Consider the following 25,520-nt stretch of genomic DNA (forward strand, 5'->3'; position numbering starts at 1 on the left):
ATACAGATGTTCCAGGCTCTTGAAATACTGACTGTTCTCATCGTCGCCGTCGCGATGGCACTGGCCCTTGCCCATGCGCTTGAGCTGCCGGGCAAGATGCGGCTTTCGAAGGAGCAGTACCTTGCCGTGCAGCCCATCTATTATCCCGGCTTTACCTTCGGCGGCGTCGCCGAGCCGCTCGGCCTGATCATGATCCTGGCGCTGATCGTGCTGACGCCGCCCTTCAGCGGCACCTATTGGCTGACCGCCGGCGCTTTCGTGGCGCTGCTCGCCATGCATGCGATCTATTGGATCGTGACGCATCCGGTAAACAATTTCTGGCTTAAGGAAAATCAGCCGGAAGGAGCCGGGAAACGCTTTTTCGGCTTCAGGTCCCATCGGGACGCCGAAGCGCCGGACTGGACCGTCCTGCGCGACCGCTGGGAGCGCTCCCACCTTCTGCGCGCCGTCTTCGGCCTGGTCAGCCTGATCCTGCTCGTCGCCGCCGTCGCCGCCTGACACATCGCCGGGCAGAGCCCTGCCGTGTTCAGCGTTAGGATGAGACGGCAAGCGGTCTTTCCGCCCAGCCGTTCATCCATTCTTCGCGCAACCCGTCGCCTTCGCCCCGGAAGAAGGCGCCGGCCGCTTCGCAATGCTCGACGCGGTCGCTGCGGAAATTGCGGATGGCCTGGCGCAGTTCGCACCAGCCGACGATATTGGCGTAGTGTGAATAGTAGATCAGCGCGATCGGGCGGATGGTGCGCTCGGTGGCGCGTCCCAGTTCGTCGCGGTAGTTAAGCGCCAGCTTCTGCTCGTCGCGGATCGCCCGGCGCACCATGCCGAGATCAAAGCCCGCAGGCGGCTGCGCGACGGTGCCCCAGGCAAAGAGCGCCTTGTTCTCCATCGCCTGGCGAAGCGGTACCGGCACCGCGCCTGCGATCTTCTGGTTCACCCGCTTTGCCGCCTGCTTCAGCTCCGCGTCGCCGGTGCGCTCCAAAAGCGCCAGCGACAACACGATCGCCTCCAACTCCTCGATAGAAAACATCAGCGGCGGCAGGTCGAAGCCGGGGCGCATGATATAGCCGATGCCGCGCCCGCCCTCGATCGGTACGTGCATCGCCTGCAGTGCGGCGATATCGCGATAGATGGAGCGCACCGTCACTTCCAGCGCGTCCGCCATCGCCTGCGCCGTCACCGGTTTCTTTGCCAACCGCAGGATCTGGATGATCTCGAAAAGGCGTGACGCCTTGCGCATTTTGCCGGTTTCCTCCAAGGCTCCTGACAATACACTGTCAGTTGGGCTTTGGTATAGCACTGCCTATCGAATTGAAATCAAAGGCGGTCCGCCAAAATGGCCGCCGGCTCGAAGGCAGACAACTGACATGACTTATACGGAAAACCTCTGGCTCTACTTCACCCTTCTCTTCGGCATCATCATCGTGCCGGGCATGGACATGCTCTTCGTGCTCGCCAATTCCCTGACCGGCGGCAGGAGCCGCGGTATGGCGGCAACGGCAGGCATCATGGCGGGCGGCGCGGTGCATTCGCTCTATGGCGCAATCGGCGTTGGCATCCTCGCGAGCCTGCTTCCTTCGCTCTTCAACCCGCTGCTTTTCCTGGGCGCTGCCTACATGATCTGGATCGGCTTCACGCTGATCCGCAGCTCGATCACGGTGGATACGGTCGGCGAGGGGAGCCTGCGCTCCGGCTGGCGCGCCTTCCGGCAGGGCGCGATCACCTGCCTCATCAATCCGAAGGCCTACCTCTTCATGCTCGCCGTCTATCCGCAGTTCCTCAAACCCGTCTACGGGCCGATCTGGCTGCAGGGCCTTATCATGGGCGCCATGACGCTCGCGACCCAATTCGCGATCTACGGCGCAGTGGCGCTCACCGCCTCGCGAAGCCGAACGCTGCTGATCTCCAATCCCGGCGCTACCATCATCGTCGGCCGCGCCGCCGGAGCACTGCTGATCGCCGTCTCGCTGCTGACTGCCTGGCATGGCTGGAAGGCGGTGGCATAGTGCGAGGAGCAGATAGGTAGCGAGACTTTGCCGAGCGCATCTTATTCTTGTGCCTGTCACGGAAATCCAGCCACGGCGCGGACGCGCCGTGAATGACTCCTCCTTCTTAAAACGAGTCTCCCGCGCCATGGACATGGTGCTGCTGGAACCCTGCGACAGGCACAGGGATGAGGATTGCGGGTGCATTACCATTTTGAATTCCTTGTCATATCACCCACTTGTTACTTCGCGCCCCGTATAAATTTGCCATCATGCGGCCGCGAATATCAGGCGCCGGGCTCGGAGAGACCTCGGTATCGAGAGGAGTGGACATATGAATTTCAAAACAGTTGCGGCGGCTGTGCTCGTTGTCGGCATGGGGGTGACGGCGGTCTTCGCGCAGCAGGAGGGCACGCATGAAGCGCGCGAAGCGCTGATGAAGAAGGTCGGCGGCTCGGCCGGCGCCATGACGGCAATCGCCAAGGGCGAGAAGCCCTATGATGCCGAGGTGGTGAAGGCAGCGCTGACGACGATCTCTCAAACCGCCAAGGTCTTCCCCGACCAGTTCAAGCCGGGCACGGAAACCGGCGACAAGGCGGCGAGCCCGAAGATCTGGGAAAACATGGATGATTTCAAGGCGCGCGCCGCAAAGCTGAGTAGCGACGCCGAGAAGATCCTCGCGCAGCTTCCGGCCGACGCTGCCGGTGTCGGCGGCGCGTTGAAAACGCTCGGTGCCAATTGCGGCGGCTGTCATGAGAATTACCGCATAAAGACGGATTAAGCGCTCGCCGTCCCCATCCGAATCCATCGGTTCGCGCCTGCCTTGCCGGAGGTGTGCACCGGTTTATCTTAGACCGTTGCAGTCGCTGAAAAGGGGAGCAGCATGGTCCGCAGGTTCATCCGGTTTGTGCTCTGTCTTGTCGGCATTGTCGCCCTCGGCGGTGCGGCCTTTTATTTCGTCACCGCGCCGAACCCGCTGCCGGAAAGCCATTGGGCCAATCTCGGCACGCCGGATGTGACGAACGGCGAAACGGTGTTCTGGGCGGGCGGCTGCGTCGGCTGTCATGCCGCTCCCGGTTCCGAAGGCGATGCCAAGCTCACGCTATCCGGCGGTCTTGCGCTGAAGAGCCCCTTCGGCACTTTCCATGTTCCGAATATCTCGCCGGACGAGAAGGCGGGCATCGGCTCCTGGACGCTCGCCGAATTCGGCAATGCCATGAAGCGCGGCATCACCCCCGGCGGCCAGCACCTCTACCCGTCCTTCCCCTATGGCTCCTATGCGCGCATGAGCGACAAGGACGTCAACGATCTTTTCGGCTACATCAAGACGTTGCCCAAGAGCGGCAATGTCGCGCCGCCGCACCAACTGCCGTTCCCCTATGATATCCGGCTCGCACTTGGCGGCTGGAAGCTCCTCTATTTCAACGACGCGCCCCGTATCGTGCTCGCCAACGCCGACGACAAGCTGAAGCGCGGCCGGTATCTCGTCGAGGGCCCGGGCCATTGCGGCGAATGCCATACGCCGCGTGACGCGCTCGGCGGCTTCGAGCCTGATATGTGGCTCGCAGGCGCTCCGAATCCGGAAGGCCGTGGTCGTATCCCGAACATCACCCCGGGCTCCAAGGACATCAGTTCCTGGAGCGAGGCCGATATCACCAACTACCTCGAAACCGGCTTTACCCCGGACTTCGACACCGCCGGCGGCTCGATGGCCGAGGTCCAGAGGAGTCTCGCGCATCTGCCGAAAAGCGATCTCGAAGCGATCGCCGCGTATTTGAAGGCGGTGCCGAGCCGATGATGCGAGATCCATGCCCGCGCGGCCACGGCCGCGGAGCTTGCCGGCAAGAGCCTCAACCAATGGGCGGAAGTGATACTGTCGAGAGCGGCCGGAAAGCCGGCCGCCTGAGCCTCACGCAGCCTTCGGCTGGTGCTCTGCGCCAAACATCAAAAGATACTGGTCGAGATCCTCGTTGCGGAAGTCGAGCGCCCGGTAGATTTCGGCGGCAAAGGTGGTCGGGGCGGAACCGGGGGCGGTCACCAGCATCCCATCGCGCACCGCCGCCGGCGCGTCCTTGTAATGCGCATGCCCGGAATAGCCGGGCAGGTCGGCGATGAAACGCAAGGCATTGCTGGTATGCGCCGCATTGTTCAGCGCGCCCGCCTTGGCAAGCGCCAGCGTTGCGCCGCAGATCCCCGCAACCAGTTTGCCGCGGGCCATAAAATCGGCGATGACGGGCTTTAGATCCGGCGCCTTCTCGGTCTCCCAGATCATGCCGCCGCAAAGCACCAGACCGTCGAACGCCTCCGCCCGCAGCGCTTCGGCCGCCGTATCGGGCGTGACGCGCAGGCCGCCCATGGACCGCACCTCAGCGCCACCGGGCGCCGCCGTCACCACGTCGAAGCCGAATTCGGTGCGGGCGGAAGCCGTCAGCTGCCCGACCTCCCAGTCCGCGAAAGCCTCCGTCAGAACCACAGCAAGCCGTGTCATTTGTCTCTCCCTCGTCCGTTGGAGCGGCAGGCGCTCAAGCCAGCGCCTGCATATAGCGCATGCCGGTGACCGGGCGAGGGGTGAAGTCCATATGCTGATAGAAACGGTGTGCCTGGATGTTTCCGGTCGCCGCACTCACCGAAAGGTAATCGCAGCCGGCATTCCTCGCGGTTTCGCGGGCGCGGTTGACGAGGTGCTGGCCGATGCCGTGGCCGCGATGGCCGTCGCGCACGAAGAGGTGGTGCAGGTCCATGCCACGCTTGCCTTCCTGCGCCCTGTAGAGCGGCACCAGGATGGCGTAACCGATCAGCCCGTCGCCGGTTTCGGCCACTAGCGCCGTGATCCATGGAACCGGGCCGAAAAGGTCGCGTTCCAACTGCTCGGACGTGGTGATCGCCGCATCGCCGTGATGGGCGGCAAGCAGGGCGATCATCTCGTTGAGTGCCGGCAGGTCCCGCGGTTTTGCCGTGCGGATCGTCACCACCGGGGGGCGGATCAATGAAATTTCGCTGTCTTCGATTGCAATCATGGCCTTCGCGTCCTTGTTTGGTATTCTGCCGTCAGGACGCTGCCGATTACAACAAAGCCGCCTGACGGCGGCTTGTTGACAACATGATCTGTCCGGCCGCCCTTTACAGGTACAGCCAAAAATACGTGCTGGTGATGTGCGCGTTGTTGATCATGCGCGATAGATTCTCCAGAACGCGCGATTTGTCAATGGGGCGTCATCATCCGTGGATACTATCTGTTAAGTTGCGTAGTGTGGCGCTGCAGCCTTATGTAGAAAATCCCATAATTCCAGACGAACGCTTTTACGGAGGGGCATCATGCGTTTCGTTTCCAAGGAAGTTGAAGGATATCGCATTTTCGCGGTCACGGGTGTCAACACCGTCTCGTTTGCCGTCGACTACCAAAATGCCGATACGAAAGGCCTGCTCGGTTTCGCGGTCGAGCGTTACGACCCCACGGAAAACCAGCGCTATTTCGTCTATGGCATGAAGGTCTTCGCAAGCGTCATCCCGCAGCCGGACGAGAAAACGGTCGTTACGACCTACGATCACCCGGTGCAAAGTTTCGTCTGGGACGACTTCACGGCAAAGCCGGACCGCCGATACGAATATTTCTTCTATCCGCTGAAAGGCAAGCCGAAGAACATCGACCGCAGCGCGCCGCCGGTGAAGATCGTGGTCAGGACTGAGCCGCTCTTTACGGAGCTTGAGCACGATATCTTCTTCAACCGCGGCGTTGCCAGCAGCCAGGCCTATCAACGCCGCTTCGGCAACGAAAAGCCTGACGATCTGCAGCCGGCAGAGAAGCGTCTTGAAGCGTTGCAATGGCTGAGCCGCGACCTCGACGAGGCGCTTTTCAGGTTCATCGATCAGGCGCGGGCCGGCGACACGCTCCTCGGATGCTTCTACGAATTCCGCTATCTGCCGGTCGCCGAGCGCCTGAAGGCCGCCATCGATCGCGGCGTCGTGGTAAAGCTCATCCTCGACGCGAAGATCAACGAACACACCGACGGCAAGGGCAAGTTCCATCCGAGCTTTCCGCGCGAGGACAACAAGGCTATGGTCAAAGACGCCGGGCTTCCGGCGACGGCGATTGCCCGCTGGCGGGAAAACAATCCGAACAACATCCAGCACAACAAGTTCCTGGTCCTGCTGAAAGGTGCTGCGCAGAAGCCGGCGGAAGTCTGGACAGGATCGACCAACATGTCGCCGGGCGGCATCCACGGGCAGACGAATGTCGGCCATTGGGTGCGCAATGCGAATGTTGCTGCGGCCTTTGAGGCTTACTGGAAGACGCTCGAAAACGATCCGGGCGCAGTTGAGGGAGAAACGAGAGCCGTATCCGATGCCAAGCGCAAGGCCTATCGCGACGCCGTGATGGGGCTGGCGCCGATTCCGGCGGACTGGGAGAATATTCCGAAAGGCGTATCGAGCGTCTTCAGTCCGCGGTCAGGAAGCAAGGTGCTCGACATGTATGTCGACGCGCTCGATTCCTCCACCGATTACGGCGGCATCACGCTTGCGTTCGGCATCGGCAAGAAATTCAAGACGGCGCTGGTCGACAACACGGAAGCCGAGATGCCGCAGCGCCCCGTGATCTTCCTGCTCTTGGAAAAGCAGGACAAGCCCAATCCCCGTGCCAGCGATCCCTTCGTGCCGCTGAATGCGAAACACAACGTCTACCAGGCCTGGGGATCGTTCCTGCGCGATCCGGTCTACCAGTGGACACGGGAAACCAATGCCAGGGCGCTCGGGCTCAACCAGCATGTGGCTTACGTCCACTCGAAATTTCTGCTGAAGGACCCGCTCGGCGCCGACCCGATCGTCGTGTCCGGTTCGGCGAATTTTTCAGAAGCTTCGACCAACGACAACGACGAGAATATGCTGCTGATCCGCGGCAGCGAACGCGTGGCCGACATCTACTTCACCGAGTTCAACCGGCTCTTCAACCACTATTATTTCCGCTCGATCCAGGAGGTCATGGCCGGCCGGAGCGATGGCCAAGCGAATGCCTCGGCCGATACCAGTGCAAGCCTCTTCCTGGACGAGAGCGAGACCCAGGAGTGGCTGAAGAAATACAAGCCCGGCACGCTGCGCTGGAAGCGCGTGCAGGTGTTCACCAAGATGGCGGGTGCAAAGACGTTGTAGCGTTCCGGAACGGACAAAACATTATGCGATGCTTCGCAGCCCAAGCGGCGGGCTCATCAAGCCGGTGGATGGTCGAGGCTGCGCCCTGCGGGCTTGCATCTCAGGATAAGGGCTGATCGCCGGCGCCCGCGGCACGGCCCTCATCCTGAGGTGCCCGAAGGCGAACCCGCAGGGCCTCGAAGGATCACCTCCTCGCACGCCGCCTTGGCGGTATGGATCCGCTGAATGCGTGCCTTTTGCCACCAGCGCCCATCCCATACTCTCGTCATTCCTGTTCCTGCGGCAAGGACAGGAATGAGGGCGGGAAGGATGGGGAAGCGCCAGTCAGCAACGCGGTCTTTGCCGTTCCGCCCGTCGAACATCACATGGAAAGCCAAAGATACGCTTCCCTTTCGCGGTTGCCGCATATACTATAGACCCCTATACTAAAATGGTAGCAGCCCTTGTCGCACACCACCCGTCAGAAGAAAAAGCTCATCGCCCGCGTCAGCCGCCTCAAGGGCCAGCTGGAAGCCGTCGAGCGCGCTCTGGAGGCCGAGCGCCCCTGTGGTGACATCCTGCAGCTGCTGGCCTCGATCCGCGGCGCGCTGAACGGGCTAACCGGCGAGGTGCTGGAGGATCAGCTACACGAGCACGTGCTGCATGCGGCCGACGAGAAGGCCCGCGCCGAGGCGGTCGAGGAAATTTCGCAAGTGCTGCGGACCTACATCCGCTGAAGAGATCGAAGGAGCGCGCGATGAGCACACAAACGCTAGAACACGACCATGTCTTCCTGGGTGCTGGCCATGAGCGCAACGAGCGCCGCGTCTGGTTCGTGATCGCGCTGACGGCGGTGATGATGGTCGTGGAAATCGGCGCCGGCACAATATTCGGCTCCATGGCGCTCGTCGCCGACGGCTGGCACATGTCGACGCATGCCAGTGCGCTTCTGATCTCAGCCGTTGCCTATCTCTATGCCCGCAAGCAGGCCCGCAATCCGCGCTTTACCTTCGGCACCGGCAAGCTAGGCGATCTGGCGGGTTTCGCAAGCGCCATCATTCTTGCCATGATCGCGCTGCTGATGGCCTGGGAGAGCGTCTTGCGCATCGCCAATCCGGTACCCATCAGCTTCACCCAGGCGATCGGCGTTGCCGTCATCGGCTTTGCCGTCAATCTCGTCAGCGCCTGGCTGTTGAAGGATAGCGGCCATCACCACGGGCACGGTCCCCATCATCACCACGGCGATCATGCGCATCACGATCACGGCGACCGTCCCCACCAGGGCGGGACCATCGACAACAACATGCGCGCCGCCTACACCCATGTCCTCGCCGATGCGCTGACCTCCGTGCTCGCGATTGCGGCCCTTTCCTTCGGCAGCCTTTACGGCTGGCTCTGGCTCGATCCGCTGATGGGCATCGTCGGCGGCCTCATCATCGCGCAATGGTCCTGGGGCCTGATGAAGTCCTCCGGCCGCGTGCTGCTCGATGCGATCGCGGACGGCGAGGAGCTGCCAGGCGAAATCCGCAAGGTGATCGAAACCGGCAGCGACCGCATCACGGACCTGCATGTCTGGCAGCTCGGCCCCGGCCATCACGCCGCGATCGTCGCCGTCGCGACGTCCGAGCCGCGCGAGCCTGCTTTCTACAAGGCGAAGCTCGAAAGCCTGGACGAGCTCTCGCACGTGACCGTCGAGGTCACGCAATTGCAGGCGGCCTGACGACGCCGCAAAGGCGACGACAAGGCGCCACAATCGCGGCCTAGCTCTTTGGCTTGTTGATTCAGCCGGAGTGATTTCATGAATGACTTTTCAATCCATCGCCGCACGATCTTGAAGACCGCGATGCTCTTTCCCGCACTTTCCCTTGCCTCGTTCGCCCGCGCCTCCGAAACCGATGACGACATTGAGCGCCGGTTGGCGGAGCTTGAAAACCGCACCGGCGGCAGGCTGGGCGTTTCCGTCATCGACACCGAAACAAAAGTCACGCTCGGCTATCGCGAAACCGAACGCTTCCCCATGTGCAGCACCTTCAAGGTGCTCGCCTCGGCCATGGTGCTTTCGCGCGTCGACAAGGGCGAGGAGAATCTCGAGCGTCGCGTGATCTATGACCAGGACAAGCTCGTCTCCTATTCGCCGGAAACGGAAAAACACGTCGGCGGGGAGGGGATGAGCGTCGGCGACCTTTGCAAGGCGGCAATTACGCTGAGCGACAATACCGCCGGCAACCTGTTGCTTGAAAGCGTCGGAGGCCCGAGGGCGCTCACCAAATGGCTTCGCTCGATCGGCGACCGCGCGACCCGCCTCGATCGCTGGGAGACGGCGCTGAACGAAGGCAAGAAAGGCGATCCGCGCGACACGACGACCCCGGACGCGATGCTCGACACGCTCGGCAACCTCGCGCTCGGCTCGGTGCTGTCCGAGCCCTCACGCGAAAAGCTGATCGAATGGATGCTGGCGAACACCACCGGCGATGCACGTCTTCGCGCCGGTCTGCCGGGAGCCTGGAAGGTGGGCGACAAGACCGGCACTGGCGACAATGGCACCGCTGCAGACATCGCCATCATCTGGCCGAAGGGCCGCGGCCCGATCCTCGTGACGGCCTATATCGCCGAGGCGACGGCGCCGGTGAAGGAGTTAAACCTCGTCTTTGCCGAAGTCGCGAAGATCGTCGCGGGCATGGCGCGATAATCAGCAAATTCAAAAGCATGCGGCGGAGATATGAATCTCCCCCGCATCGTCTTGAATCATTTTGCGAACTTAGGCGGTCTGTTCGCCTTGGGTGTCGGCCGCCTGAGACCCGGAAGCGGTGCCCTCGGTATCGTCTCGGTGATGCCGGGAAGCTCGTTTGATCGCCTCGGCAATCTGCTTTTCGCTTGCGTCGCGTTCCTCAGGCTGTGTGGCGGCAAGGTCATCCTCGCGTATACCGGGTTCCTTGAAAACGCGCTTGCGGTTAATCGCGTCCGGCGTCTTGCTGGCATAGTCGTGCAACCCGTCCACCAACTCGGCATGGTGTTTCTTGGGCGGCGAGATCGGCTTCGGTTTCCTCGGCAATCGTCGTGTCTCCCGGCGGGCTGCATCGCCCACATGGCGCTGGAAATGGAAGGCCCTGTATTGCTCAGCTGCAGTCAACCGCCGCTCTCGCTTGGCGCGCTGCTCTCCGGCGAGGTTATTGGGACTGAAAAGCCTTCAAATGTTTCCCCCGATCTCCATGAAAAGACTCACTTAAAGATTGCAGGCAGACCATGGCGGCAATACACGCCGCAAGGCTTTTGCTTCAATTTCAGGTCGTGCTTGAGGAGGCGGCGTTTAAATTTTGCCGCTTGAAGTGGAGGCCGCATTATAGCGGCGCCCAACGCCGGTAACGCCTACGGCAGCGTATAAGCGATCACGTAATCGCCGGGCTTCGTCCCCACCGACCCATGCCCGCCGGCAACCATGACGACATATTGCTTGTTGTCGCTGGCCGTATAGGTCATCGGCGTTGCCTGACCGCCGGCTGGGAGACGCGCTTGCCAGAGCTGGTTGCCGTTGGTGGCGTCGTAGGCGCGCAGGTAGTTGTCGACGGCAGCGCCGAGGAAGGCGAGGCCGCCCTTGGTGAGTATCGGCCCGCCGATACCCGGCACGCCGACCTTGAAGGGTAGCGGCAGCGGCGTCATGTCATGCACGGTGCCGTTCTTGTGCATATAGGCGATCTTGCCGGTCCGGAGATCGACGCCCGCGACATAGCCCCATGGCGGCGCCTGGCAGGGGATTTGGAGCGGGCCGAGGAGCGGTCCCATGAACACGCCGTAGGGCGCCCCGTCATTGCGGTTCAGGCCCTGCTCGCTGCCCTTTTCGTCCTGTCCGCGCGGGGGAATCTCGGCGGCCGGAACGAGCCTCGAGGTGAAGGCGAGATAAGTCGGCATGCCGAACATGATCTGCCGCTCCGGATCGACCGCGACGCTGCCCCAGTTGAAGGTGCCGAAATTGCCCGGATAGACGATCGTTCCCTCCACCGAAGGTGGCGTATAGCGGCCCTCGTATTTGTAGCGGTGAAAGGCGATGCGACAGGCGAGCTGATCGATGAGCGTGATCCCCCACATGTCCTTTTCCTTCAGCGGATCGGGCGAGAAGCTGAGGTCGGAGATCGGCTGCGTGGGCGCCGTATGGTCCTCGGGGATCGCGCCGCCCGGCGCCGGGATTTCCTTGAAGGGAATGATCGCCTCGCCGTTGCGCCGGTCGAGCACGTAGATGTCGCCCTGCTTCGTCGGGGCGACGAGAGCCGGAACGACGCTGCCGTCCGGCTTCGTCATGTCGAAGAGCACGGGCTGCGCCGGCACGTCCATATCCCAGAGGTCGTGGTGGACGAACTGCTGCACCCATTTCAGCTGGCCCGTATTGATGTCGAGCGCCACGACGGAGGAGGAGAACTTTTCGACATTGGCGCTACGGTTCATGCCGAGCTGGTCCGGCACCTGGTTGCCGAGCGGGATATAGACGGAGCCAAGCCCTTCATCGACACTGAAGACGGACCAGCTGTTCGGCGAGTTGGTGACGTAGGTCTGGCCTTCGGGCAGGGGTGCGGTCTGATCCGGATTGCCGGAATCCCAGTTCCAGAGAAGCGCGCCGGTGTTGATGTCGAAGGCGCGGATGACGCCGGATTGCTCCTGGGTCGAATAGTTGTCGTTGACAGCCCCGCCGATGATAAGCTTCCCGGCGACCGCGACCGGCGGCGAGGTGGAGTAATAATAGCCGGCCGGCTTGTATTTCATGCCGGTCTCCAGATGCAGCACGCCCTTGTCGGCAAAGCTTTCGCAGATTTTGCCGTCGGCTGCATCGAGCGCGATCAGCCGCGCATCGGACGTCGGAAGATAGACCCGTGCGGCGCAGGGCTGGCCGGCCGCGACGGCCGGATCGGCATAGTATGTCACGCCGCGGCAGGTCTGGTGCTGCCGGTCCGGGTTCATGCCGGAATTGGCGTCGTATTTCCATTTCTCCTTCCCGGTCTTGGCGTCGAGCGCGATCGCCCAGTTGTGCGGTGTGCAGAGATAGAGCGTGTCGGCGACTTTGAGCGGCGTCACCTGATAGGTCGTCTCGCCGATATCGTCAGGCCGCTTTACGTCGCCGGTCTGGTACTCCCAGGCGACCTTCAAATCCTTCACATTGTCCTTGTTGATCTGGTCGAGCGGCGAATACCGCTGGCCGAAAGGCGTGCGGCCATATTGATGCCACTCGCCGTCCGGCACATTGCCGCCGAAGGGCGGCGCGGCCGCCACGACCTCGTTGGGAAGATCGCCGGCAAGATCATGCGGATCGGTCGTCATCGAATAACCGGCAACGAGAATGGCGATGATCACCGGCACGGCGAGCGGCCAGGGATTGGCAGGGTAGGGAAGGCCGCTCGGGCTCGAAAACCCGAGCGGCCTTCGGATCCACGGCGTCAATAGCCAAAGCCCGAGCAGAATGATCAAGCCGCCGCGCGGCCCGAGCTGCCACCAGTCGAACCCGGCTTCCCACACCGCCCAGATGAGCGCCACGGCAACCAGCACCGCATAGACCCAGAGCGCCATGGCCTTGCGCATGAAAAGCAGCGCTGCGGTGATGAGAAACATCAACCCTGCAAACAAATAGAAGACGCTGCCGCCGAGCGTCACGAGCCACAGTCCGCCGCCGCTAAGAACCAGTCCGATGACAAGAAAAAGGATGGAAGTAATGACGATCGCCATAAAGCCGGTCTCCCGCTAAGGTGAGCTGGGCATGGTGGGATGGGGACAATTCCGCCGAATCAGCGACTTAGGGCGAAGGGGCTGTCGTTCAATGGTCACATTTGGCGCAGGGAGGCATGGATGGACGGCGGTATCGCCTCGCATGCAACGCTCCTCGTAGTCCCCGATTCCCTTCGTCCTCCATCATCCCTTTGCTTGTCAGGGAGATCCAAGAGATCCAGCAGCGCCATGTCCCTGGCGCCTGAGACTCCTTCTTGTGAGCTGGTCATGTCACGGCGCAGACGCGCTGTGGCTGGATTCTTGTGACAAGCATAGAAATGAGAAAAAGTGAGGAACACTCACGTTTTTCGAAAAGCGCCTGTAGTACCCGCTCCTTGGCCTCCGTGAAGCTGAAGCAATCGCAAAACCCCGGCTTCCCGCTCGCAAGAAACACGCAGCCGTGGTATGCAATCGCATCATCGGATACAGGGGATTATGCGATGATTTCTGTTTCCAGGGCGATTGGTGCGGCGGATTTTGAGATCGCCGCGGGATTCTGCGATGCGCTCGCGGCCTGGGATGCGGCCGAGGTGCAGGCCTATGGCGTCGCTGCGGAAGAAGTGCTGGCCATTTACCACGGCGAAACGAGCAGCAGCCTGGCCGCCAAATACAGTTCGGCGGACGCCATGATGTTCATCGCCAGAAGGGAGGGCTCGCCCGCGGGATGCCTGGCCTTTGCTCCATTCGATGACGTAACCATGGAGATACGCAAGTTCTACGTCGATCCCGAATTCCGCGGCAAGGGCGTCGGCAGTGCGCTGATGCGAGTGGTCCTGGCTGAAGTCGAAAAAGGCGATCGCCGCGCAATTGTGGCTCACACGACGGTTTATATGGAGAACGCGATCTCGGTCTACGAAGCCTTCGACTTCACGCGCTGCCGGCCGTTCCGCCAGATGCCGGACAGCATCGCGCATACCGAAGTCTTCATGTCGCGGCCGATCTGAACAGGCGCCGCGCAGAGACATTTCACGTCCCGCAAAACGTCTTTAGCACCCGCTCTTCCGGCTTCGGCGGCTCCATGTAGGCTGCAAACATCGGCTGGTCGTCGTAGGGCTTGGAAAGAACCGTCAGCAGCGCCTCGAAGAGCGAGAAGTCGCCGTCCTCGGTCGCGGCAACGATCGCCTGCTCGATGCGGTGATTGCGCGGGATGAAGGCCGGGTTGACCTTGCGCATCGCCTCCGCGCGTTCGGCCGGTGATTGCAGATCGCGCGACAGCCGCTCGCGCCAACGTGCCAGCCATTCGCCGCAGGCCTCCGGCTCGCGGAAGCTCGCGGTAAAGGCTGTCACCGCCGCATCGTCGCCGGCAGGCGCGCAAAGCCGCCGGAAGGCCAGCGTGAAATCCGCCTTTCCGTCCTGCATCAGCGCCAGCAGCGACTGGATCAGGTCCAGATCGCCGTCCTCTTCCGAGACGAGCCCAATCTTGCGGCGCATGCCGGAAAGCCAATGTGCCTGGAACCGCTTGCCATAGTCCGTAATGACGTCGTTGGCGCGCTCGACGGCCTTGTCCTGATCCGAATCGATCAGCGGCAGCAGCGTCTCGCCGAGGCGCGCAAGGTTCCACTGGCCGATGCCGGGCTGGTTGGCATAGGCATAGCGACCGTGATGGTCGATCGAGGAGAAGACGGTTGCCGGATCATATGCATCCATAAAGGCGCACGGCCCGAAGTCGATCGTCTCGCCGGAGACCGACATGTTGTCGGTATTCATCACGCCGTGGATGAAGCCGACATGCAACCAGCGGGCGATCAGCGCCGCCTGCCGCTCGCAGACCGCTTGGTAGAGCGCAAGATATGGGTTTTCGGCGGCCTTCAGCTCTGGATAGTGTCGTTCGATCACATAGTCGGCGAGCGCCTTGATGCCTTCGGCATCGCCGCGGGCCGCGAAGAACTGGAAGGTGCCGACGCGGATATGGCTTCCCGCAACGCGGGTGAAGACCGCACCCGGCAGCACCTCTTCGCGATAGACGGGCTGGCCGGTGGAAACTGCGGCGAGCGCCCGTGTCGCCGGGATACCGAGGGCATACATCGCCTCGCTGACGATATATTCGCGAAGCACCGGCCCGAGTGCTGCACGCCCGTCGCCGCGGCGTGAGAACGGTGTCTGTCCCGCGCCCTTCAACTGGATGTCCTGCCGCTTGCCGTTCCGGTCGATCACCTCGCCGAGCAGGATCGCGCGGCCGTCGCCGAGCAGCGGCACGAAGCCGCCGAACTGGTGCCCGGCATAGGCCATGGCCAGCGGTTCGGCGCCTTCCGGCAGGAGATTGCCGGAAAAGATCGCGGCACCCTCGCGCCTCAGCAAATCCACATCGAGGCCCAGTTGGGCGGCGAGTTTCTCGTTCAGCTTGATCAGCCAGGGCTCCGCCGCCTGCGACGGCTCCTGCCGCGCAAAGAAGTGCTGCGGCAACCGGGCATAGCTGTTGTCGAACGGAAAGGCGCACACAGGCGCAGCTTTTTCAAGAACAGAGGTCATAGGCCATAGGTAGGGCCGCGCCGCTGCGCATGCAAGCCGCACGGCAGCGGACACATCTGCCGCCATCGGTCACTGAGCATGCACCGGCCCTGGTTTGTCGGTTCCGGTTGGCTGATCGGCGACATGCGCATGATACCCGTTCGGACCGATGCCGATGTCCCGCAACAGGTGACCGTCGAGGCCCTCAAAGGGTATCAGCCCAGCATCGAACAGCTCGAAAACTTCGTGCTGATGCTTGTGTTTGTGGCTGAAAGCATAGCGCACTGCTTGTTGGATCAGGTGGCTCGGCCGCCATTGTTGGATCGTAACCATCATTACACCTCATGCACTCACTGCCTGCGGCGGTAGGCAGGCTTCGCAGATTGCCGTGACATGCCGGTGATCGGTGCCGCAGCAGCCGCCCAGCACGCGCAGCTGCGGCATGCTGGACAATAGCCTCCGGTAGCGGTTGCCGAAATCGATCGGATCGCCGGCGTCCAGCGTCTCGCTATCGTCGAGCTCGGCATGGCTCATCATCGAGGCATTGGCGCGGATGCCGCAAATACGCTTCACCCAGCCGCTATCATCATCGAGTGCGGCCTCGAAATGCGTCGGGTGCGCGCAGTTGATCATGTAATAGGCTGGCGCGCCGCCGGTCGCCGTATCCGTCGTTTCGATCGCATCCTGGATGCTGCGCCCGGTCACGAGCCTGCCGTCCGTTTCCACGGTAAAGGAGATCGCCGACGGCATGCCATGGGCCTTGGCGGCGCGGGCAACCCCGATCGCCTCGTCGATATTGGTGAGCGTGAAGGCCGTCACCATGTCCGCCTCCGTCCCGGCGAAAGCTGCGATCTGCTCGCCGTGGTAGTCCTCGGCTTCCGAAGCGTTCATCGCGCCCGCTTTGTAGCCGTCGCCGCGCGGGCCGATTGCGCCGCTGATGACGATCGGCATCTGCGGCCGCTCGTATTCGCCCCTCAGCCCGGCGAGCAATTCGACGGCATCCTCGTTTGCAGCCTTCAGCGCTTGCGGCGAATAGCCAAGCTTGTTGCCCCAGTCGGCGTTGGCGCGCCAGGTCGCCGTGTCGAGCACGAAGCCGGTGCCGTGCTGCCGCGCGATATCGAGATAGCGCCGGTAGTATTCCTTCAGCTTTCGCCGTCCTTCCGGCGAGGCGAGAAGGACGAAGGAAGCGAAATGCGGAAGCTCCATGCCCTCGTGGAAGATCAGCGTGGTTTCCATGCCGCCGTCGGTGATGAATGTGCCGCTTAACTGCGGCAGTCTGTCTCTGTATCTGCTCATCGGTAGCTCCGCCCCTCGTTTGACCGGTCGGATCGATCGGCCATGTGAGATTTCTCCGCCTTTAGAGCCTGCTAAACTAGCCGGCTTGCGGTATACTGGTGGCGATTTCCAAAGTTGCCGTTTGAAATCAATCGGTTGGGAGGATGAGGCGGCATGGGTGATGCGTTGGGCCGCGATGAAAAACTGTACCGGCGGTACAGGAGGGGCTGATGCGCAAGGGCGAGGAAACGAGAACCCGCATTCTCGATGTGGCGGAGGCGGCCGTACTCCAGAAGGGTTTCGGCGGCACCTCCATCGAGGAGCTGATTGCCGAGACCGGCATCACCAAGAGCGGATTTTTCTATCATTTCAAGGATAAGAACGAACTCGCGAAAGCACTGCTCAACCGCTACATCGAAAACGACGAGCGGATCTACGACGAGATCTTCAGCCGCGCCCGCGACCTAGTGGACGATCCGCTGCAATCCTTCCTGCTCGGCCTCAAGCTTCTGTCCGAACTGCTCTCCGATCTGCCGAACGGCCATCCCGGCTGCCTCGTCGCCACCGTCTGCTACTACGAACGGCTCTTCGACCGCGAGATACGGGAGATGAACAGGAACGCGGTACTCGCCTGGCGCCACCGCTTCCGCGGCATGTTCGAAGAGATCATGGCCGTCTACACGCCGCGCGAGCCGGTGCATATCGACCACCTCGCCGACATGGTCTCCTCCGTCCTGGAAGGCGGCATCGTGCTGTCGAGGGCCCTCAAGGAACCGAACATGCTTGCCGAGCAGATCCTGATGCTCAGGACCTTCGTCAAGCTGCTGTTCCAGCCTTCCGTGGAGGTCTCGAGGGCGTAGGCTTAGCGCGAGAGGCGGCGGATGCGGCCATGGCGTGGGGCTATGCGGCGCAGAAAGTCTCGGCGTCTCCACTCTCTCCCTCATCTGTGTGCTTGTCACAGAGATCCAGCCACGGCGCTTCCGCGCCGTGAATGACGTCTTGTTTGAATGTGTGTCTCCCGCGCTGAAGGACTTGAGCGCGCTGGATTCCTGTGACAGGCAGAGGAATGAGGAGAGTATGGGATGGGCGCTGGTGGCAAAAGGCACGCATTCAGCGGATCCATGCCGCCAAGACGGCGGCCCTGCAGCTTCGCCCTCGGGCACCTCAGGATGAGGGCCGTGCCGCGGGCGCCAGCGATCAGCCATTATCCTGAGATGCAAGACCGCAGGGCGCAGCCTCGAAAGACGAGTGCGGTGCGTCTTACCCGCTCTCCTCCATCGCCGCCGCCATCTCGGCGAGCTTGCGCACGGTGTTGAGGTTGCGCGACGTTCCTGCCTTCAGCGCCGGAAGCTTGAGCTTCGATTTTCCGGAGCCGATCGGATAATGCACGTAGATCTCGCGCCCGGCGACCTTCGCCTCCTCGCCGTCCGGCGCCACCATATTGTCAAGGGCACCCTTGGGGGCAGCCTCGGGCAGGAAGGTCACCAGCAGGAAATTCGGCTTGGCATCGGGAAAGGGCGCCTCGTCGACGATCTTCTGCAGTTCCTTGCGGCTGCGGATCATCACGCCCGGCTTCTTGCCGAATTTCTGGGCCAGCGCCTCGTCCAGCCGCCTCTCGACCGTCGCCTCGGTCTCGTCCGAGCGGAAAAGCACATTGCCGCTCTGAATGTAGGTCTCGACGTTCGTAAAGCTCAGCCGCTCGCAGATCGCCTTGAGCTCCGCCATCGGCAGAGCGCCCGTTCCGCCGACATTCACGGCTCGAAGCAGCGCGACATAGACCGGTATGGGTTTGCTCCTTTCACGATTCTGGTATCCGGGACAGGCGCCAACCCCAGCGACGCTCATTCCTGTGCTCGTCACAGGCGTCCAGCGCACCCAAGTCCTTGGGCGCAGGAACTCCATGAGAATAGTTCACTGCGCGGACGCGCCGCCGCTGGGTTCCTGTCACAAGGACAGGAATGAGGAAAGCCAATTCCCGTGCCGTCTCCCGCTCACACCTTCCCAACCACCTTGATTGCAAATGCATACTCAAACGCGATCTCCTCCAGCCGCTGGAAGCGGCCGGCGGCGCCGCCGTGGCCGGCGTCCATGTTGGTCTTGAGCAGGATCGGCGCTGCGCTTGTGGTCTTGTCACGGAGCTTGGCGACCCACTTTGCCGGCTCCCAATAGGTGACGCGCGGGTCGGTCAGGCCGCCGAGCGCCAGGATCGGCGGATAGGCCTTCTCGCTGATGTTGTCGTAGGGCGAATAGGACGCGATCTGCTCATAATCCTCGCGGCTCTCGATCGGGTTGCCCCATTCCGGCCATTCCGGCGGCGTCAGCGGCAGGCTGTCGTCGAGCATGGTGTTCAGCACATCGACGAAAGGAACGGCAGCGATGATGCCTGCGAACTTCTCCGGCGCCATGTTGGCGACGGCGCCCATCAGCATGCCGCCTGCCGATCCGCCCTCGGCGACGATCTTCGCGTAGGACGTGAACTTCTGTTGATTCAGATAGTCAGCGGCGGCGATGAAGTCCTTGAACGTATTGGTCTTGAAGGCCATCTTGCCGTTCTCGTACCAGGCAAAGCCCTTGTCCTTGCCGCCGCGGATATGGGCGATGGCATAGACGAAACCGCGGTCGGCGAGCGACAGGCAGTTGGTGTTGAAACCGGCCGGAATGCTGATGCCGTAGGCGCCGTAGCCATAGAGCAGGCAGGGCGCCGAGCCGTCGAGCGGCGTATCCTTGCGGTAGAGCAGGGTGACCGGCACCTGCTCACCGTCCCATGCCGGCGCGAAGACGCGCCGCGTGACGTAGTCGTCCGGATTGTGGCCCGAGGGCACCTCCTGTGTCTTCAACAGCGTCCGCTCGCGCGTCGTCATGTTGTAGTCGTAGAGCTGCGAGGGCGTCGTCATCGACGAATAGGAGAAGCGGATAACGTCGGTGTCGTATTCCGCAGCGCCTTGCAACCCGAGCGAATAGGCTTCCTCGGCAAAGGCGATCGCATGTTCCTCGCCGGTCTTGCGATCGCGGATGATAATCTGCGGCAGACCGTCCTTGCGCTCCAGCCACAGCAGGTGGCGGGCATAGGCCATGTGGTTGATGATCAGCGTTCCGGGCTTGTGCGGTACGACCTCGCGCCAGCTCTCCTTGGCGGGATTGTCAACCGGCGCTTCCATGATCTTGAAATCCTTGGCGCCGCCGTCATTGGTGAGGATGTAGAAGACGTCGCCGCCTTCCGTCAGCGTATATTCGATGCCTTCCTGGCGCTTGGCGACGAGCTTCGGCTCGGCCGTCAGATCCTTGGTCGAGAGCAGCCGGTATTCGCTGGTCTCATGGTCGTGAATGTCGATGAAGATGAAATCGTCGAGCAGCGAGCCGCCGACGCTCATGAAGAAGCCGGCATCCTTTTCCTCGTAGACGAGCCGGTCCTCGCTCGGCGGCGTGCCGATGATGTGGTGGAACACCTTGGAGGGGCGGTGGTTCTCGTCGAGCGCCGAATAGAAGAAGCTCTTGCCGTCCGGCGCCCAGACCCCGCCGCCGCCGGTGTTCTCGATCACGTCGGGCATGTCTTCTCCGGTCGCAAGATCGCGCACCCTCAGCGTGAAGAATTCCGATCCCCTGTCGTCATAGCCCCAGATGGCGCGGCTGTGATCGGTCGAGTGGTCGAGGCCGGCGAGCCGAAAATAGGATCTGCCGACCGCCTCTTTGTCGCCGTTGAGCAGAACGGTGCGGATCGTCTCGTCCTTGACGTCGCCGTCGCGCGGGATCCGGAAATAGCGCGGCTGCTCGCCGCCGGTCACGAAGAAGGTGCCATAAGCGTGAGCGCCGTCCTTCATCGGCACCGAGCTGTCGTCCTCCTTGATGCGGCCGCGCATCTCGGCAAAAAGCGTCTTCTGCAGCGGCTTGGTATCTTCCGTTGCCGCGTTCATATAGGTGTTTTCCGCCTCCAGGTGCCTGCGGATTTCGGGGTCGAGGATCGACGGATCCTTGAACATCGCCTGCCAGTTATCGGCGCGCAGCCAGGCATAATCGTCCGACCGGGTAATGCCGTGGCGGGTATCGGAAACGGGCTTCTTGGCGGCTGAGGGCGGGGTCGGCAGGTTCTGGAAAACAGACAAGGAAAGGCTCCGGATCGGAATTGCGGGGTGGAGAAGAGATAGAGGTGGAGGCGGGCTGGATCAAGCGCCAAGGCAGGCGAGAACCCCTGCGGCAAATCGGAGCCTTCCTCACGTTGCCTTGATGTCACCACATTGTTTAACAAAGTCCGCTACCGTCGCGCGGAATGTACGCTTCGTTTTGGCTTAGGCTGAGGGCCATAGACCGGGCGGATTCTGCCATGAGCATAAAGAGGAATTTGCCCGTAATGCCGAAATGTCTGGTCCTGTCCGTGTGTCTCGTCAGCTTTGCCTCCTGCGCCTTCGCCGTCGATCCCGCCATCAAGAAGCAGCTGGAAAAACTCGATCCCGCCACCCGCCTCGAACAGAGCTGCGACACCGAAGCGATGAGCCGCATCAACAAGGACAAGACAGGCTTCAAACCCGACAAGGTGATCGCCTACACCTTCAAGGACCCGATCCCCAGCGACGACAAGCTCGAAGCCCCCGGCGCCGTCTTCCGCAGCCAGGGCGACTGGTACCACCTCTCCTACACCTGCATCACCGGCCCCCAGCACATCAACGTGCGCGAACTGCAATACGAGATCGGCGAGAAAGTGCCGCGGGAAAAGTGGAGCACATATTATTTGTATGATTGAGATGTGGCGCGGCCCTTGCCGCGGTCTTCGCCCCTTGCTTTCTCATTCCGGTGCCAGGCACAGGAATGAGTGCGCAAGGAAGGCTCCGATGCTGAAAGGATATTTGGGAGGATGAGGCGTTGAGCGGCCAGCCTCACCCTCATCACTTCGGCAATTGCGGCAGCACTTTCTCCTCGATGAAGAGTTCATCGACGATCGTCATGACGATCAGCGAGAGCGGCAGAGCGAGCATGGCGCCGACGGCACCCCACATCCATGTCCAGAAGATGATGGCGACGAAGACGATGAAGGGATTGATTTCCAGCCGACGGCCCATGACGGCGGGGAACACCAGATTTTCCATGACGAGGTGCACGATGAAGAAGGCGGCCGCCGGCAGGAGGCCGATGATGATGCCGTTGTGGGTGAGGATGCCCGCGACCGCGATGGAAAACGTCATCATGGTGATGCCGAGATAGGGAATGAAGCTCGAAAGGAAGGCGAAGAAGCCCCAGAGCGCCGGCGCTGAGAGCCCGCCCGCCCAGGCAATCATCGCCATGACGACGCCGAGCGCCGCATAGATGACCGAGGCGGTTGCGAAATAAAAGCCCAGCACCCGCTCGACGGAGCTGATGACGCGGATGGCCGTGAGCCGCTGCTGGCGGGTGCGGAAGGTCAGGATGATCGTCTTGCGCAGGTTGACGCGCCCGGAGAGAAAAAGCAGCAGGGCGGCAAAGAAAATCAGCGCCTGCACGAGCGCCGGCGTCAGGTTTGTCGTCACCACATGCAGCACGTTTCCGGTGTTTTCGAGCAGCGCATTGATCGAGATCGGCCCGCTCTGGAGGCTTGCGGGGGTAATGCGCAGCCAGCGTATCTGCTCCAGATAGGGCATGATCCGGTTGATCGTCCTTTCGATGAACGCCGGAGCTTCGTTGGTCAGCGTCGTCAAAGGCCCGGAAAGCGAGCTGACGACGAAGAAGATGACCAGCGCAACGGCGCTTGAAAGGATGATGGCAACGGTGACGCGCGGCACGCCGAGCTTGCTCAATTTTTCCGCCGCCATGCCGAGGATCATGCCTACCACTACGGCGAGCGTGATGGGGATCAGGATCAGCGACATCTGGTATAGGACCGCAAGGCCAAGGATCGCGAAAATCCCGATCATCGCCCAGGCCATGCTGACGTCGAGCGCATCCTTCTGGACGCGGTGCGCCGGCGCCTGCGGCATCTCTTCCGTCGCGGTGGTCAGCGTGTCTTCCCATGCGCTCGTCCGCCGCTCGCCGATTGCGATCTTCTTTGCTTGTTTCCGGATGCCGTTGGCGAAGCCCATCTATGGAATGTCCCCGAAAGCCTCATTGGCTCGAAACGGAAACGCACGGAATGCGTGTTGGTTCCCGGCAGGCTGGCGTGCCGACGGATACTCAGTTTGGGCAAATTGACAATCGCGCGGCCTACTCGGAATAGTTTTGCGGGCTGGTCTTACCTCGGTGGAAATGGAGGGTGACATGCGCGAACCCGATATGCAGAAACTCGATAAACTGGTCGAACGGCTGGTCGGCGATGTCGGAGCTGCGGTCTCCGGCGCGCTCGTCGTGCTCGGCGATGATCTCGGTCTGTTCAAGGCTCTGGCGGACGGCGAGCCGCGGGATGTGGCGCGCCTTGCGAAGGAGACCGGGCTGAAGGAGCGCTATCTCCGCGAATGGCTCTCGGCGATGGCCGCAGCCGATTACATAACCTATGACGACGGGACGGACCGCTTCCATCTCACGCCCGAGCAGGCGATGGTGTTTGCACAAGAAGACAGCCCCGCCTTCTTCGCCGGCGCCTTTCAGGTGACGCAGTCCATGTGGATGGACGAGCCGAAGATCGCCGAAGCCTTCCGCAGCGGACGGGGCGTCGGCTGGCACGAACATAGTGTCTGCCTCTTCCGCGGCACCGAACGCTTCTTCCGGCCCGGCTACAACACGCATCTGGTTTCAAGCTGGATACCGGCGCTGAATGGCGTTGAGGCAAAGCTCAAGGCTGGTGCCAAGGTCGCGGATGTCGGCTGCGGCCATGGTGCGTCGACAATCCTGATGGCGCAGGCCTATCCCGCCTCGCGATTCTTCGGCTTCGATTATCATGCTCCCTCGATCGAGAAAGCCAGGGCCGCGGCTGAGGAGGCAGGCGTCGGCGACCGCGTCACCTTCCGGCAGGCCACTGCGGCCGAATTCCCCCCGCAGGGATATGACATGGTCGCAATGTTCGATTGCCTGCACGACATGGGAGATCCGGTCGGTGCCGGCCGTCATGTCAAGGAAACGCTAGGCCCCGGCGGCACCTGGCTGATCGTCGAGCCATTTGCCCACGACAATCTGAAGGACAACCTCAATCCGGTCGGACGCGTCTATTACGGCGCTTCGACGATGATTTGCACCCCGGCGTCGCTGTCGCAGGAGGTCGGCCTCGGCCTTGGCGCCCAGGCGGGCGAGATGAGGCTCAGGAAAGTGGCGCTCGACGCCGGCTTCTCGCATTTCCGCCGGGCGACGGAAACGCCGTTCAACATGGTGTTCGAGGCGCGGGCGTAGCGGCTCGAAGGAATGGGGGACGGACCGTTGCCTCAAGCCGAAAGCGTCAGCCCGATGCCCCACGGATCCTTGAGGAACACGCCGCCGTCGCGCTTTGCGCTGTCGATCTCCAGCCGGTCGAGTGCCGCCACCGCATTGTCGAGCGCCGCCTTGTCGTTGAAGCGCAGCGTGTAGTCGGAAAGGCCGGTCATACCGTCGGCGCGAGTGCCGGCGCCGCGGCTGTTCCAGATGTTGGCGGCGACGTGATGGTGGTAGCCGCCAGTTGCAAAGAAGCTCGCGCCGGGATAGCGCGCCATCAGCTTCAGGCCGAGGACGTCGCGATAGAAAGCATCGGCTTGCGGAATGTCGCCGACCTGCAGATGGATATGCCCGATCGCCGTGCCGTCGGCCATGCCGCCCCAGGCATCCTCGGGCGCACTGTCGTAGAGCGCCTGCAGATCGAGGCGGATCGTTGCCATTTCGACCTGGCCGTCCTGGTGGAATTTCCAGGCTTCGTGCGCCCGGTCGGCGTAAATCTCGATGCCATTGCCTTCGGGATCGGAGAGATAGATGGCTTCGCTGACGAGATGATCGGAGGCGCCGTCGAGCACGACATCGTTATGGGCCGCATGGCGCAGCCAGCGGGCAAGTTCCGTGCGGTTCGGCATCAGGAAGGCGGTGTGAAAGAGGCCGGCCGCATTGCGCGGCGCGATCTGCGCCTTGCTGTCCGTCGTCAGCGTCAGGAGCGGCAGCCCGTTCACGCCGAGCACCTCGCCGCTCGGCGCCTTCTCGATCACCTCGAGGCCGAGCATCGACTGATAGAAGCTCGAGACCAGCGGCAGGTCGGTGACGACCAGATGCGACTGGCCGACATAGGCAGGCCGCGTCAGCGCATAAGAGGTTTCGGTCGTCATATGTCTATCTCCTGCCATGGAAGGGAAAGGCGCACCGGCGGCGGCAGCGAAAGCGCTGCCCGTAGCAAGCTCGAGGAATGTTCGCCGGTCCATTTCGCCTTCAAGTCCTCTCGAGCCGCTGTACTTGTAGTTTATATGGCGGATTCCGATTGTTCACAGAAGATCAGTTTTTGAGGATAAAGCGTTGAGCGAATGTTGACGATCGCTTGTGCCCACTTGAACCTGTCCATCGCGCGTTATCTTCTTTTGTAGGTAAGCCCGATGTGGAGGAAACCATGTACAAGAAGATCATCGTCCCTATCGAGATGGGTACGGTCGAGAGGGGGGAAAGGGCATTCCGCAAGGCTGCGACGCTGCTTGATGCCGGCGGGGAGATCATCCTGCTCAATGTCGTGCAGGACGTGCCGACCTATATCGCCGTCGACCTACCGGCTGAACTGATCGACAATGCGATCGATGATGGACGCGCGCAGCTGGAGCAGATGCGGCTGAAGACCGGAATTGCGGCGAAGGTGGAGATCGGCCGCGGCCCGCCGGCGCACGGCATACTCGCCGCCGCCGAGGCGCACCACGCCGACCTCATCATCATCGCCTCGCATGTTCCGGATTTCTCGAACTATTTCATCGGTGCGACCGCTGACCGGGTGGTACGCCACGCCAAATGCTCGGTGCTGGTGGATCGGTAAGGATTAAAGCGTTTCATGAAGTTTTACCGCGCACGGTGCTGCCGGCTGTTGCGCCGCCGGCCGTTCAGTGAGAGCATCGGTAAGGGTCG

26 protein-coding genes are annotated in these 25,520 nt (G+C 62.1%); 14 read left to right on the plus strand and 12 right to left on the minus strand.

The features are described from left to right. Positions 1-6 precede the first annotated feature (6 nt). Positions 7-498 (plus strand): DUF1772 domain-containing protein, encoded by a 492-nt coding sequence (locus tag ISN39_RS03780; RefSeq protein ID WP_194729226.1) that lies wholly within the window; start codon positions 7-9, stop codon positions 496-498. Between the two features lie 34 nt (positions 499-532). Here the strand turns inward: ISN39_RS03780 and ISN39_RS03785 are convergent, their stop codons facing one another. Next, on the minus strand, positions 533-1,234 hold the full coding sequence (locus ISN39_RS03785) for a YafY family protein (RefSeq protein WP_074067025.1): 702 nt from the start codon (positions 1,232-1,234) through the stop codon (positions 533-535). Between the two features lie 127 nt (positions 1,235-1,361). On the opposite strand from ISN39_RS03785, the gene ISN39_RS03790 reads away from it, so the two are divergent. The 4 genes from ISN39_RS03790 (at position 1,362) to ISN39_RS03805 (ending at position 3,885) form a co-directional block, all read left to right on the plus strand. Further along, entirely contained in the window at positions 1,362-2,000 is a 639-nt protein-coding gene (locus tag ISN39_RS03790; RefSeq protein ID WP_194729227.1) for a LysE family translocator, read from the plus strand. A 313-nt stretch (positions 2,001-2,313) separates the two neighbouring features. Continuing rightward, positions 2,314-2,760: a cytochrome c gene (locus ISN39_RS03795; protein ID WP_194729228.1), complete on the plus strand. Its 447-nt coding sequence runs from the start codon at positions 2,314-2,316 to the stop codon at positions 2,758-2,760. A 102-nt stretch (positions 2,761-2,862) separates the two neighbouring features. After that, positions 2,863-3,777 (plus strand): cytochrome c, encoded by a 915-nt coding sequence (locus ISN39_RS03800; protein WP_194729229.1) that lies wholly within the window; start codon positions 2,863-2,865, stop codon positions 3,775-3,777. A 6-nt stretch (positions 3,778-3,783) separates the two neighbouring features. Further along, the gene (locus ISN39_RS03805) at positions 3,784-3,885 is read left to right on the plus strand and encodes a toxin-antitoxin system HicB family antitoxin (RefSeq protein ID WP_194730096.1); all 102 of its coding nucleotides are present in this window, start codon (positions 3,784-3,786) and stop codon (positions 3,883-3,885) included. 3 nt (positions 3,886-3,888) lie between these two features. On the opposite strand, the gene ISN39_RS03810 is transcribed toward ISN39_RS03805, so the two are convergent. Both ISN39_RS03810 and ISN39_RS03815 read right to left on the minus strand, forming a co-directional pair. Then, positions 3,889-4,467 (minus strand): type 1 glutamine amidotransferase family protein, encoded by a 579-nt coding sequence (locus ISN39_RS03810; RefSeq protein WP_194729230.1) that lies wholly within the window; start codon positions 4,465-4,467, stop codon positions 3,889-3,891. 34 nt (positions 4,468-4,501) lie between these two features. Further along, positions 4,502-4,996: a GNAT family N-acetyltransferase gene (locus ISN39_RS03815; protein ID WP_074067031.1), complete on the minus strand. Its 495-nt coding sequence runs from the start codon at positions 4,994-4,996 to the stop codon at positions 4,502-4,504. Positions 4,997-5,294: 298 nt separating this feature from the next. Between ISN39_RS03815 and ISN39_RS03820 the strand changes: the two genes are divergently transcribed. The 4 genes from ISN39_RS03820 to bla all read left to right on the plus strand — a co-directional run bounded on the left by ISN39_RS03820 (position 5,295) and on the right by bla (position 9,792). Beyond that, positions 5,295-7,124 (plus strand): phospholipase D-like domain-containing protein, encoded by a 1,830-nt coding sequence (locus ISN39_RS03820; protein WP_194729231.1) that lies wholly within the window; start codon positions 5,295-5,297, stop codon positions 7,122-7,124. A gap of 443 nt (positions 7,125-7,567) precedes the next feature. Next, on the plus strand, positions 7,568-7,840 hold the full coding sequence (gene dmeR, locus ISN39_RS03825; protein WP_074067034.1) for a Ni(II)/Co(II)-sensing transcriptional repressor DmeR: 273 nt from the start codon (positions 7,568-7,570) through the stop codon (positions 7,838-7,840). A gap of 20 nt (positions 7,841-7,860) precedes the next feature. Continuing rightward, the gene (gene dmeF, locus ISN39_RS03830; RefSeq protein ID WP_194729232.1) at positions 7,861-8,823 is read left to right on the plus strand and encodes a CDF family Co(II)/Ni(II) efflux transporter DmeF; all 963 of its coding nucleotides are present in this window, start codon (positions 7,861-7,863) and stop codon (positions 8,821-8,823) included. Positions 8,824-8,901: 78 nt separating this feature from the next. After that, complete coding sequence (bla, locus tag ISN39_RS03835; RefSeq protein ID WP_194729233.1) at positions 8,902-9,792, plus strand: class A beta-lactamase; 891 nt, start codon at positions 8,902-8,904, stop codon at positions 9,790-9,792. A 69-nt stretch (positions 9,793-9,861) separates the two neighbouring features. On the opposite strand, the gene ISN39_RS03840 is transcribed toward bla, so the two are convergent. Together ISN39_RS03840 and ISN39_RS03845 are read right to left on the minus strand one after the other, a co-directional pair. Next, positions 9,862-10,155, minus strand: coding sequence for a hypothetical protein (locus tag ISN39_RS03840; protein ID WP_194729234.1), 294 nt, complete (start codon positions 10,153-10,155; stop codon positions 9,862-9,864). Positions 10,156-10,469: 314 nt separating this feature from the next. After that, complete coding sequence (locus ISN39_RS03845) at positions 10,470-12,809, minus strand: glucose/quinate/shikimate family membrane-bound PQQ-dependent dehydrogenase (RefSeq protein ID WP_194729235.1); 2,340 nt, start codon at positions 12,807-12,809, stop codon at positions 10,470-10,472. A gap of 479 nt (positions 12,810-13,288) precedes the next feature. Between ISN39_RS03845 and ISN39_RS03850 the strand changes: the two genes are divergently transcribed. Beyond that, positions 13,289-13,792 (plus strand): GNAT family N-acetyltransferase, encoded by a 504-nt coding sequence (locus tag ISN39_RS03850; RefSeq protein ID WP_194729236.1) that lies wholly within the window; start codon positions 13,289-13,291, stop codon positions 13,790-13,792. A gap of 22 nt (positions 13,793-13,814) precedes the next feature. Here ISN39_RS03850 and ISN39_RS03855 read toward each other — a convergent pair whose 3' ends face one another. The 3 genes from ISN39_RS03855 to ISN39_RS03865 form a co-directional block, all read right to left on the minus strand. Beyond that, positions 13,815-15,317, minus strand: coding sequence for a protein adenylyltransferase SelO (locus ISN39_RS03855; protein ID WP_194729237.1), 1,503 nt, complete (start codon positions 15,315-15,317; stop codon positions 13,815-13,817). A gap of 69 nt (positions 15,318-15,386) precedes the next feature. Further along, on the minus strand, positions 15,387-15,632 hold the full coding sequence (locus ISN39_RS03860; protein WP_194729238.1) for a hypothetical protein: 246 nt from the start codon (positions 15,630-15,632) through the stop codon (positions 15,387-15,389). A gap of 6 nt (positions 15,633-15,638) precedes the next feature. After that, the gene (locus ISN39_RS03865; RefSeq protein WP_194729239.1) at positions 15,639-16,592 is read right to left on the minus strand and encodes a homocysteine S-methyltransferase family protein; all 954 of its coding nucleotides are present in this window, start codon (positions 16,590-16,592) and stop codon (positions 15,639-15,641) included. Positions 16,593-16,801: 209 nt separating this feature from the next. Between ISN39_RS03865 and ISN39_RS03870 the strand changes: the two genes are divergently transcribed. Further along, positions 16,802-17,431 (plus strand): TetR/AcrR family transcriptional regulator, encoded by a 630-nt coding sequence (locus ISN39_RS03870; RefSeq protein ID WP_194729240.1) that lies wholly within the window; start codon positions 16,802-16,804, stop codon positions 17,429-17,431. Between the two features lie 400 nt (positions 17,432-17,831). Here ISN39_RS03870 and ISN39_RS03875 read toward each other — a convergent pair whose 3' ends face one another. Next, positions 17,832-18,356: a DUF1697 domain-containing protein gene (locus ISN39_RS03875; RefSeq protein WP_074070207.1), complete on the minus strand. Its 525-nt coding sequence runs from the start codon at positions 18,354-18,356 to the stop codon at positions 17,832-17,834. 206 nt (positions 18,357-18,562) lie between these two features. After that, positions 18,563-20,671 (minus strand): S9 family peptidase, encoded by a 2,109-nt coding sequence (locus ISN39_RS03880; protein WP_194729241.1) that lies wholly within the window; start codon positions 20,669-20,671, stop codon positions 18,563-18,565. Positions 20,672-20,916: 245 nt separating this feature from the next. Between ISN39_RS03880 and ISN39_RS03885 the strand changes: the two genes are divergently transcribed. Beyond that, positions 20,917-21,306: a DUF930 domain-containing protein gene (locus tag ISN39_RS03885; RefSeq protein ID WP_039844316.1), complete on the plus strand. Its 390-nt coding sequence runs from the start codon at positions 20,917-20,919 to the stop codon at positions 21,304-21,306. Between the two features lie 142 nt (positions 21,307-21,448). Here the strand turns inward: ISN39_RS03885 and ISN39_RS03890 are convergent, their stop codons facing one another. Continuing rightward, positions 21,449-22,615, minus strand: a complete 1,167-nt coding sequence (locus ISN39_RS03890) for an AI-2E family transporter (protein WP_194729242.1) — start codon at positions 22,613-22,615, stop codon at positions 21,449-21,451. A 175-nt stretch (positions 22,616-22,790) separates the two neighbouring features. On the opposite strand from ISN39_RS03890, the gene ISN39_RS03895 reads away from it, so the two are divergent. Continuing rightward, positions 22,791-23,852, plus strand: coding sequence for a class I SAM-dependent methyltransferase (locus tag ISN39_RS03895; RefSeq protein ID WP_194729243.1), 1,062 nt, complete (start codon positions 22,791-22,793; stop codon positions 23,850-23,852). 32 nt (positions 23,853-23,884) lie between these two features. Here ISN39_RS03895 and ISN39_RS03900 read toward each other — a convergent pair whose 3' ends face one another. Further along, positions 23,885-24,745, minus strand: coding sequence for a VOC family protein (locus ISN39_RS03900; protein WP_246763275.1), 861 nt, complete (start codon positions 24,743-24,745; stop codon positions 23,885-23,887). Between the two features lie 275 nt (positions 24,746-25,020). Between ISN39_RS03900 and ISN39_RS03905 the strand changes: the two genes are divergently transcribed. Continuing rightward, the gene (locus ISN39_RS03905; protein ID WP_194729245.1) at positions 25,021-25,431 is read left to right on the plus strand and encodes a universal stress protein; all 411 of its coding nucleotides are present in this window, start codon (positions 25,021-25,023) and stop codon (positions 25,429-25,431) included. Positions 25,432-25,520 lie beyond the last annotated feature (89 nt).

The sequence above is a fragment of the Rhizobium sp. 007 genome (genome assembly GCF_015353075.1).
Classification (GTDB): Bacteria; Pseudomonadota; Alphaproteobacteria; order Rhizobiales; family Rhizobiaceae; genus Rhizobium.

Bases quoted from the DNA above. Each gene is read 5' to 3' on its own strand.
- ISN39_RS03800 (WP_194729229.1), top strand. From the start codon at position 2,863: ATGGTCCGCAGGTTCATCCGGTTTGTGCTCTGTCTTGTCGGCATTGTC.
- dmeF (WP_194729232.1), top strand. From the start codon at position 7,861: ATGAGCACACAAACGCTAGAACACGACCATGTCTTCCTGGGTGCTGGC.
- ISN39_RS03860 (WP_194729238.1), bottom strand. From the start codon at position 15,632: ATGATGGTTACGATCCAACAATGGCGGCCGAGCCACCTGATCCAACAA.
- ISN39_RS03810 (WP_194729230.1), bottom strand. From the start codon at position 4,467: ATGACACGGCTTGCTGTGGTTCTGACGGAGGCTTTCGCGGACTGGGAG.
- bla (WP_194729233.1), top strand. From the start codon at position 8,902: ATGAATGACTTTTCAATCCATCGCCGCACGATCTTGAAGACCGCGATG.
- ISN39_RS03885 (WP_039844316.1), top strand. From the start codon at position 20,917: ATGCCGAAATGTCTGGTCCTGTCCGTGTGTCTCGTCAGCTTTGCCTCC.
- ISN39_RS03870 (WP_194729240.1), top strand. From the start codon at position 16,802: ATGCGCAAGGGCGAGGAAACGAGAACCCGCATTCTCGATGTGGCGGAG.
- ISN39_RS03845 (WP_194729235.1), bottom strand. From the start codon at position 12,809: ATGGCGATCGTCATTACTTCCATCCTTTTTCTTGTCATCGGACTGGTT.
- ISN39_RS03900 (WP_246763275.1), bottom strand. From the start codon at position 24,745: ATGACGACCGAAACCTCTTATGCGCTGACGCGGCCTGCCTATGTCGGC.
- ISN39_RS03820 (WP_194729231.1), top strand. From the start codon at position 5,295: ATGCGTTTCGTTTCCAAGGAAGTTGAAGGATATCGCATTTTCGCGGTC.
- ISN39_RS03895 (WP_194729243.1), top strand. From the start codon at position 22,791: ATGCGCGAACCCGATATGCAGAAACTCGATAAACTGGTCGAACGGCTG.
- ISN39_RS03865 (WP_194729239.1), bottom strand. From the start codon at position 16,592: ATGAGCAGATACAGAGACAGACTGCCGCAGTTAAGCGGCACATTCATC.
- ISN39_RS03785 (WP_074067025.1), bottom strand. From the start codon at position 1,234: ATGCGCAAGGCGTCACGCCTTTTCGAGATCATCCAGATCCTGCGGTTG.
- ISN39_RS03855 (WP_194729237.1), bottom strand. From the start codon at position 15,317: ATGACCTCTGTTCTTGAAAAAGCTGCGCCTGTGTGCGCCTTTCCGTTC.
- ISN39_RS03790 (WP_194729227.1), top strand. From the start codon at position 1,362: ATGACTTATACGGAAAACCTCTGGCTCTACTTCACCCTTCTCTTCGGC.
- ISN39_RS03795 (WP_194729228.1), top strand. From the start codon at position 2,314: ATGAATTTCAAAACAGTTGCGGCGGCTGTGCTCGTTGTCGGCATGGGG.
- ISN39_RS03850 (WP_194729236.1), top strand. From the start codon at position 13,289: ATGATTTCTGTTTCCAGGGCGATTGGTGCGGCGGATTTTGAGATCGCC.
- ISN39_RS03905 (WP_194729245.1), top strand. From the start codon at position 25,021: ATGTACAAGAAGATCATCGTCCCTATCGAGATGGGTACGGTCGAGAGG.
- ISN39_RS03815 (WP_074067031.1), bottom strand. From the start codon at position 4,996: ATGATTGCAATCGAAGACAGCGAAATTTCATTGATCCGCCCCCCGGTG.
- ISN39_RS03780 (WP_194729226.1), top strand. From the start codon at position 7: ATGTTCCAGGCTCTTGAAATACTGACTGTTCTCATCGTCGCCGTCGCG.
- ISN39_RS03890 (WP_194729242.1), bottom strand. From the start codon at position 22,615: ATGGGCTTCGCCAACGGCATCCGGAAACAAGCAAAGAAGATCGCAATC.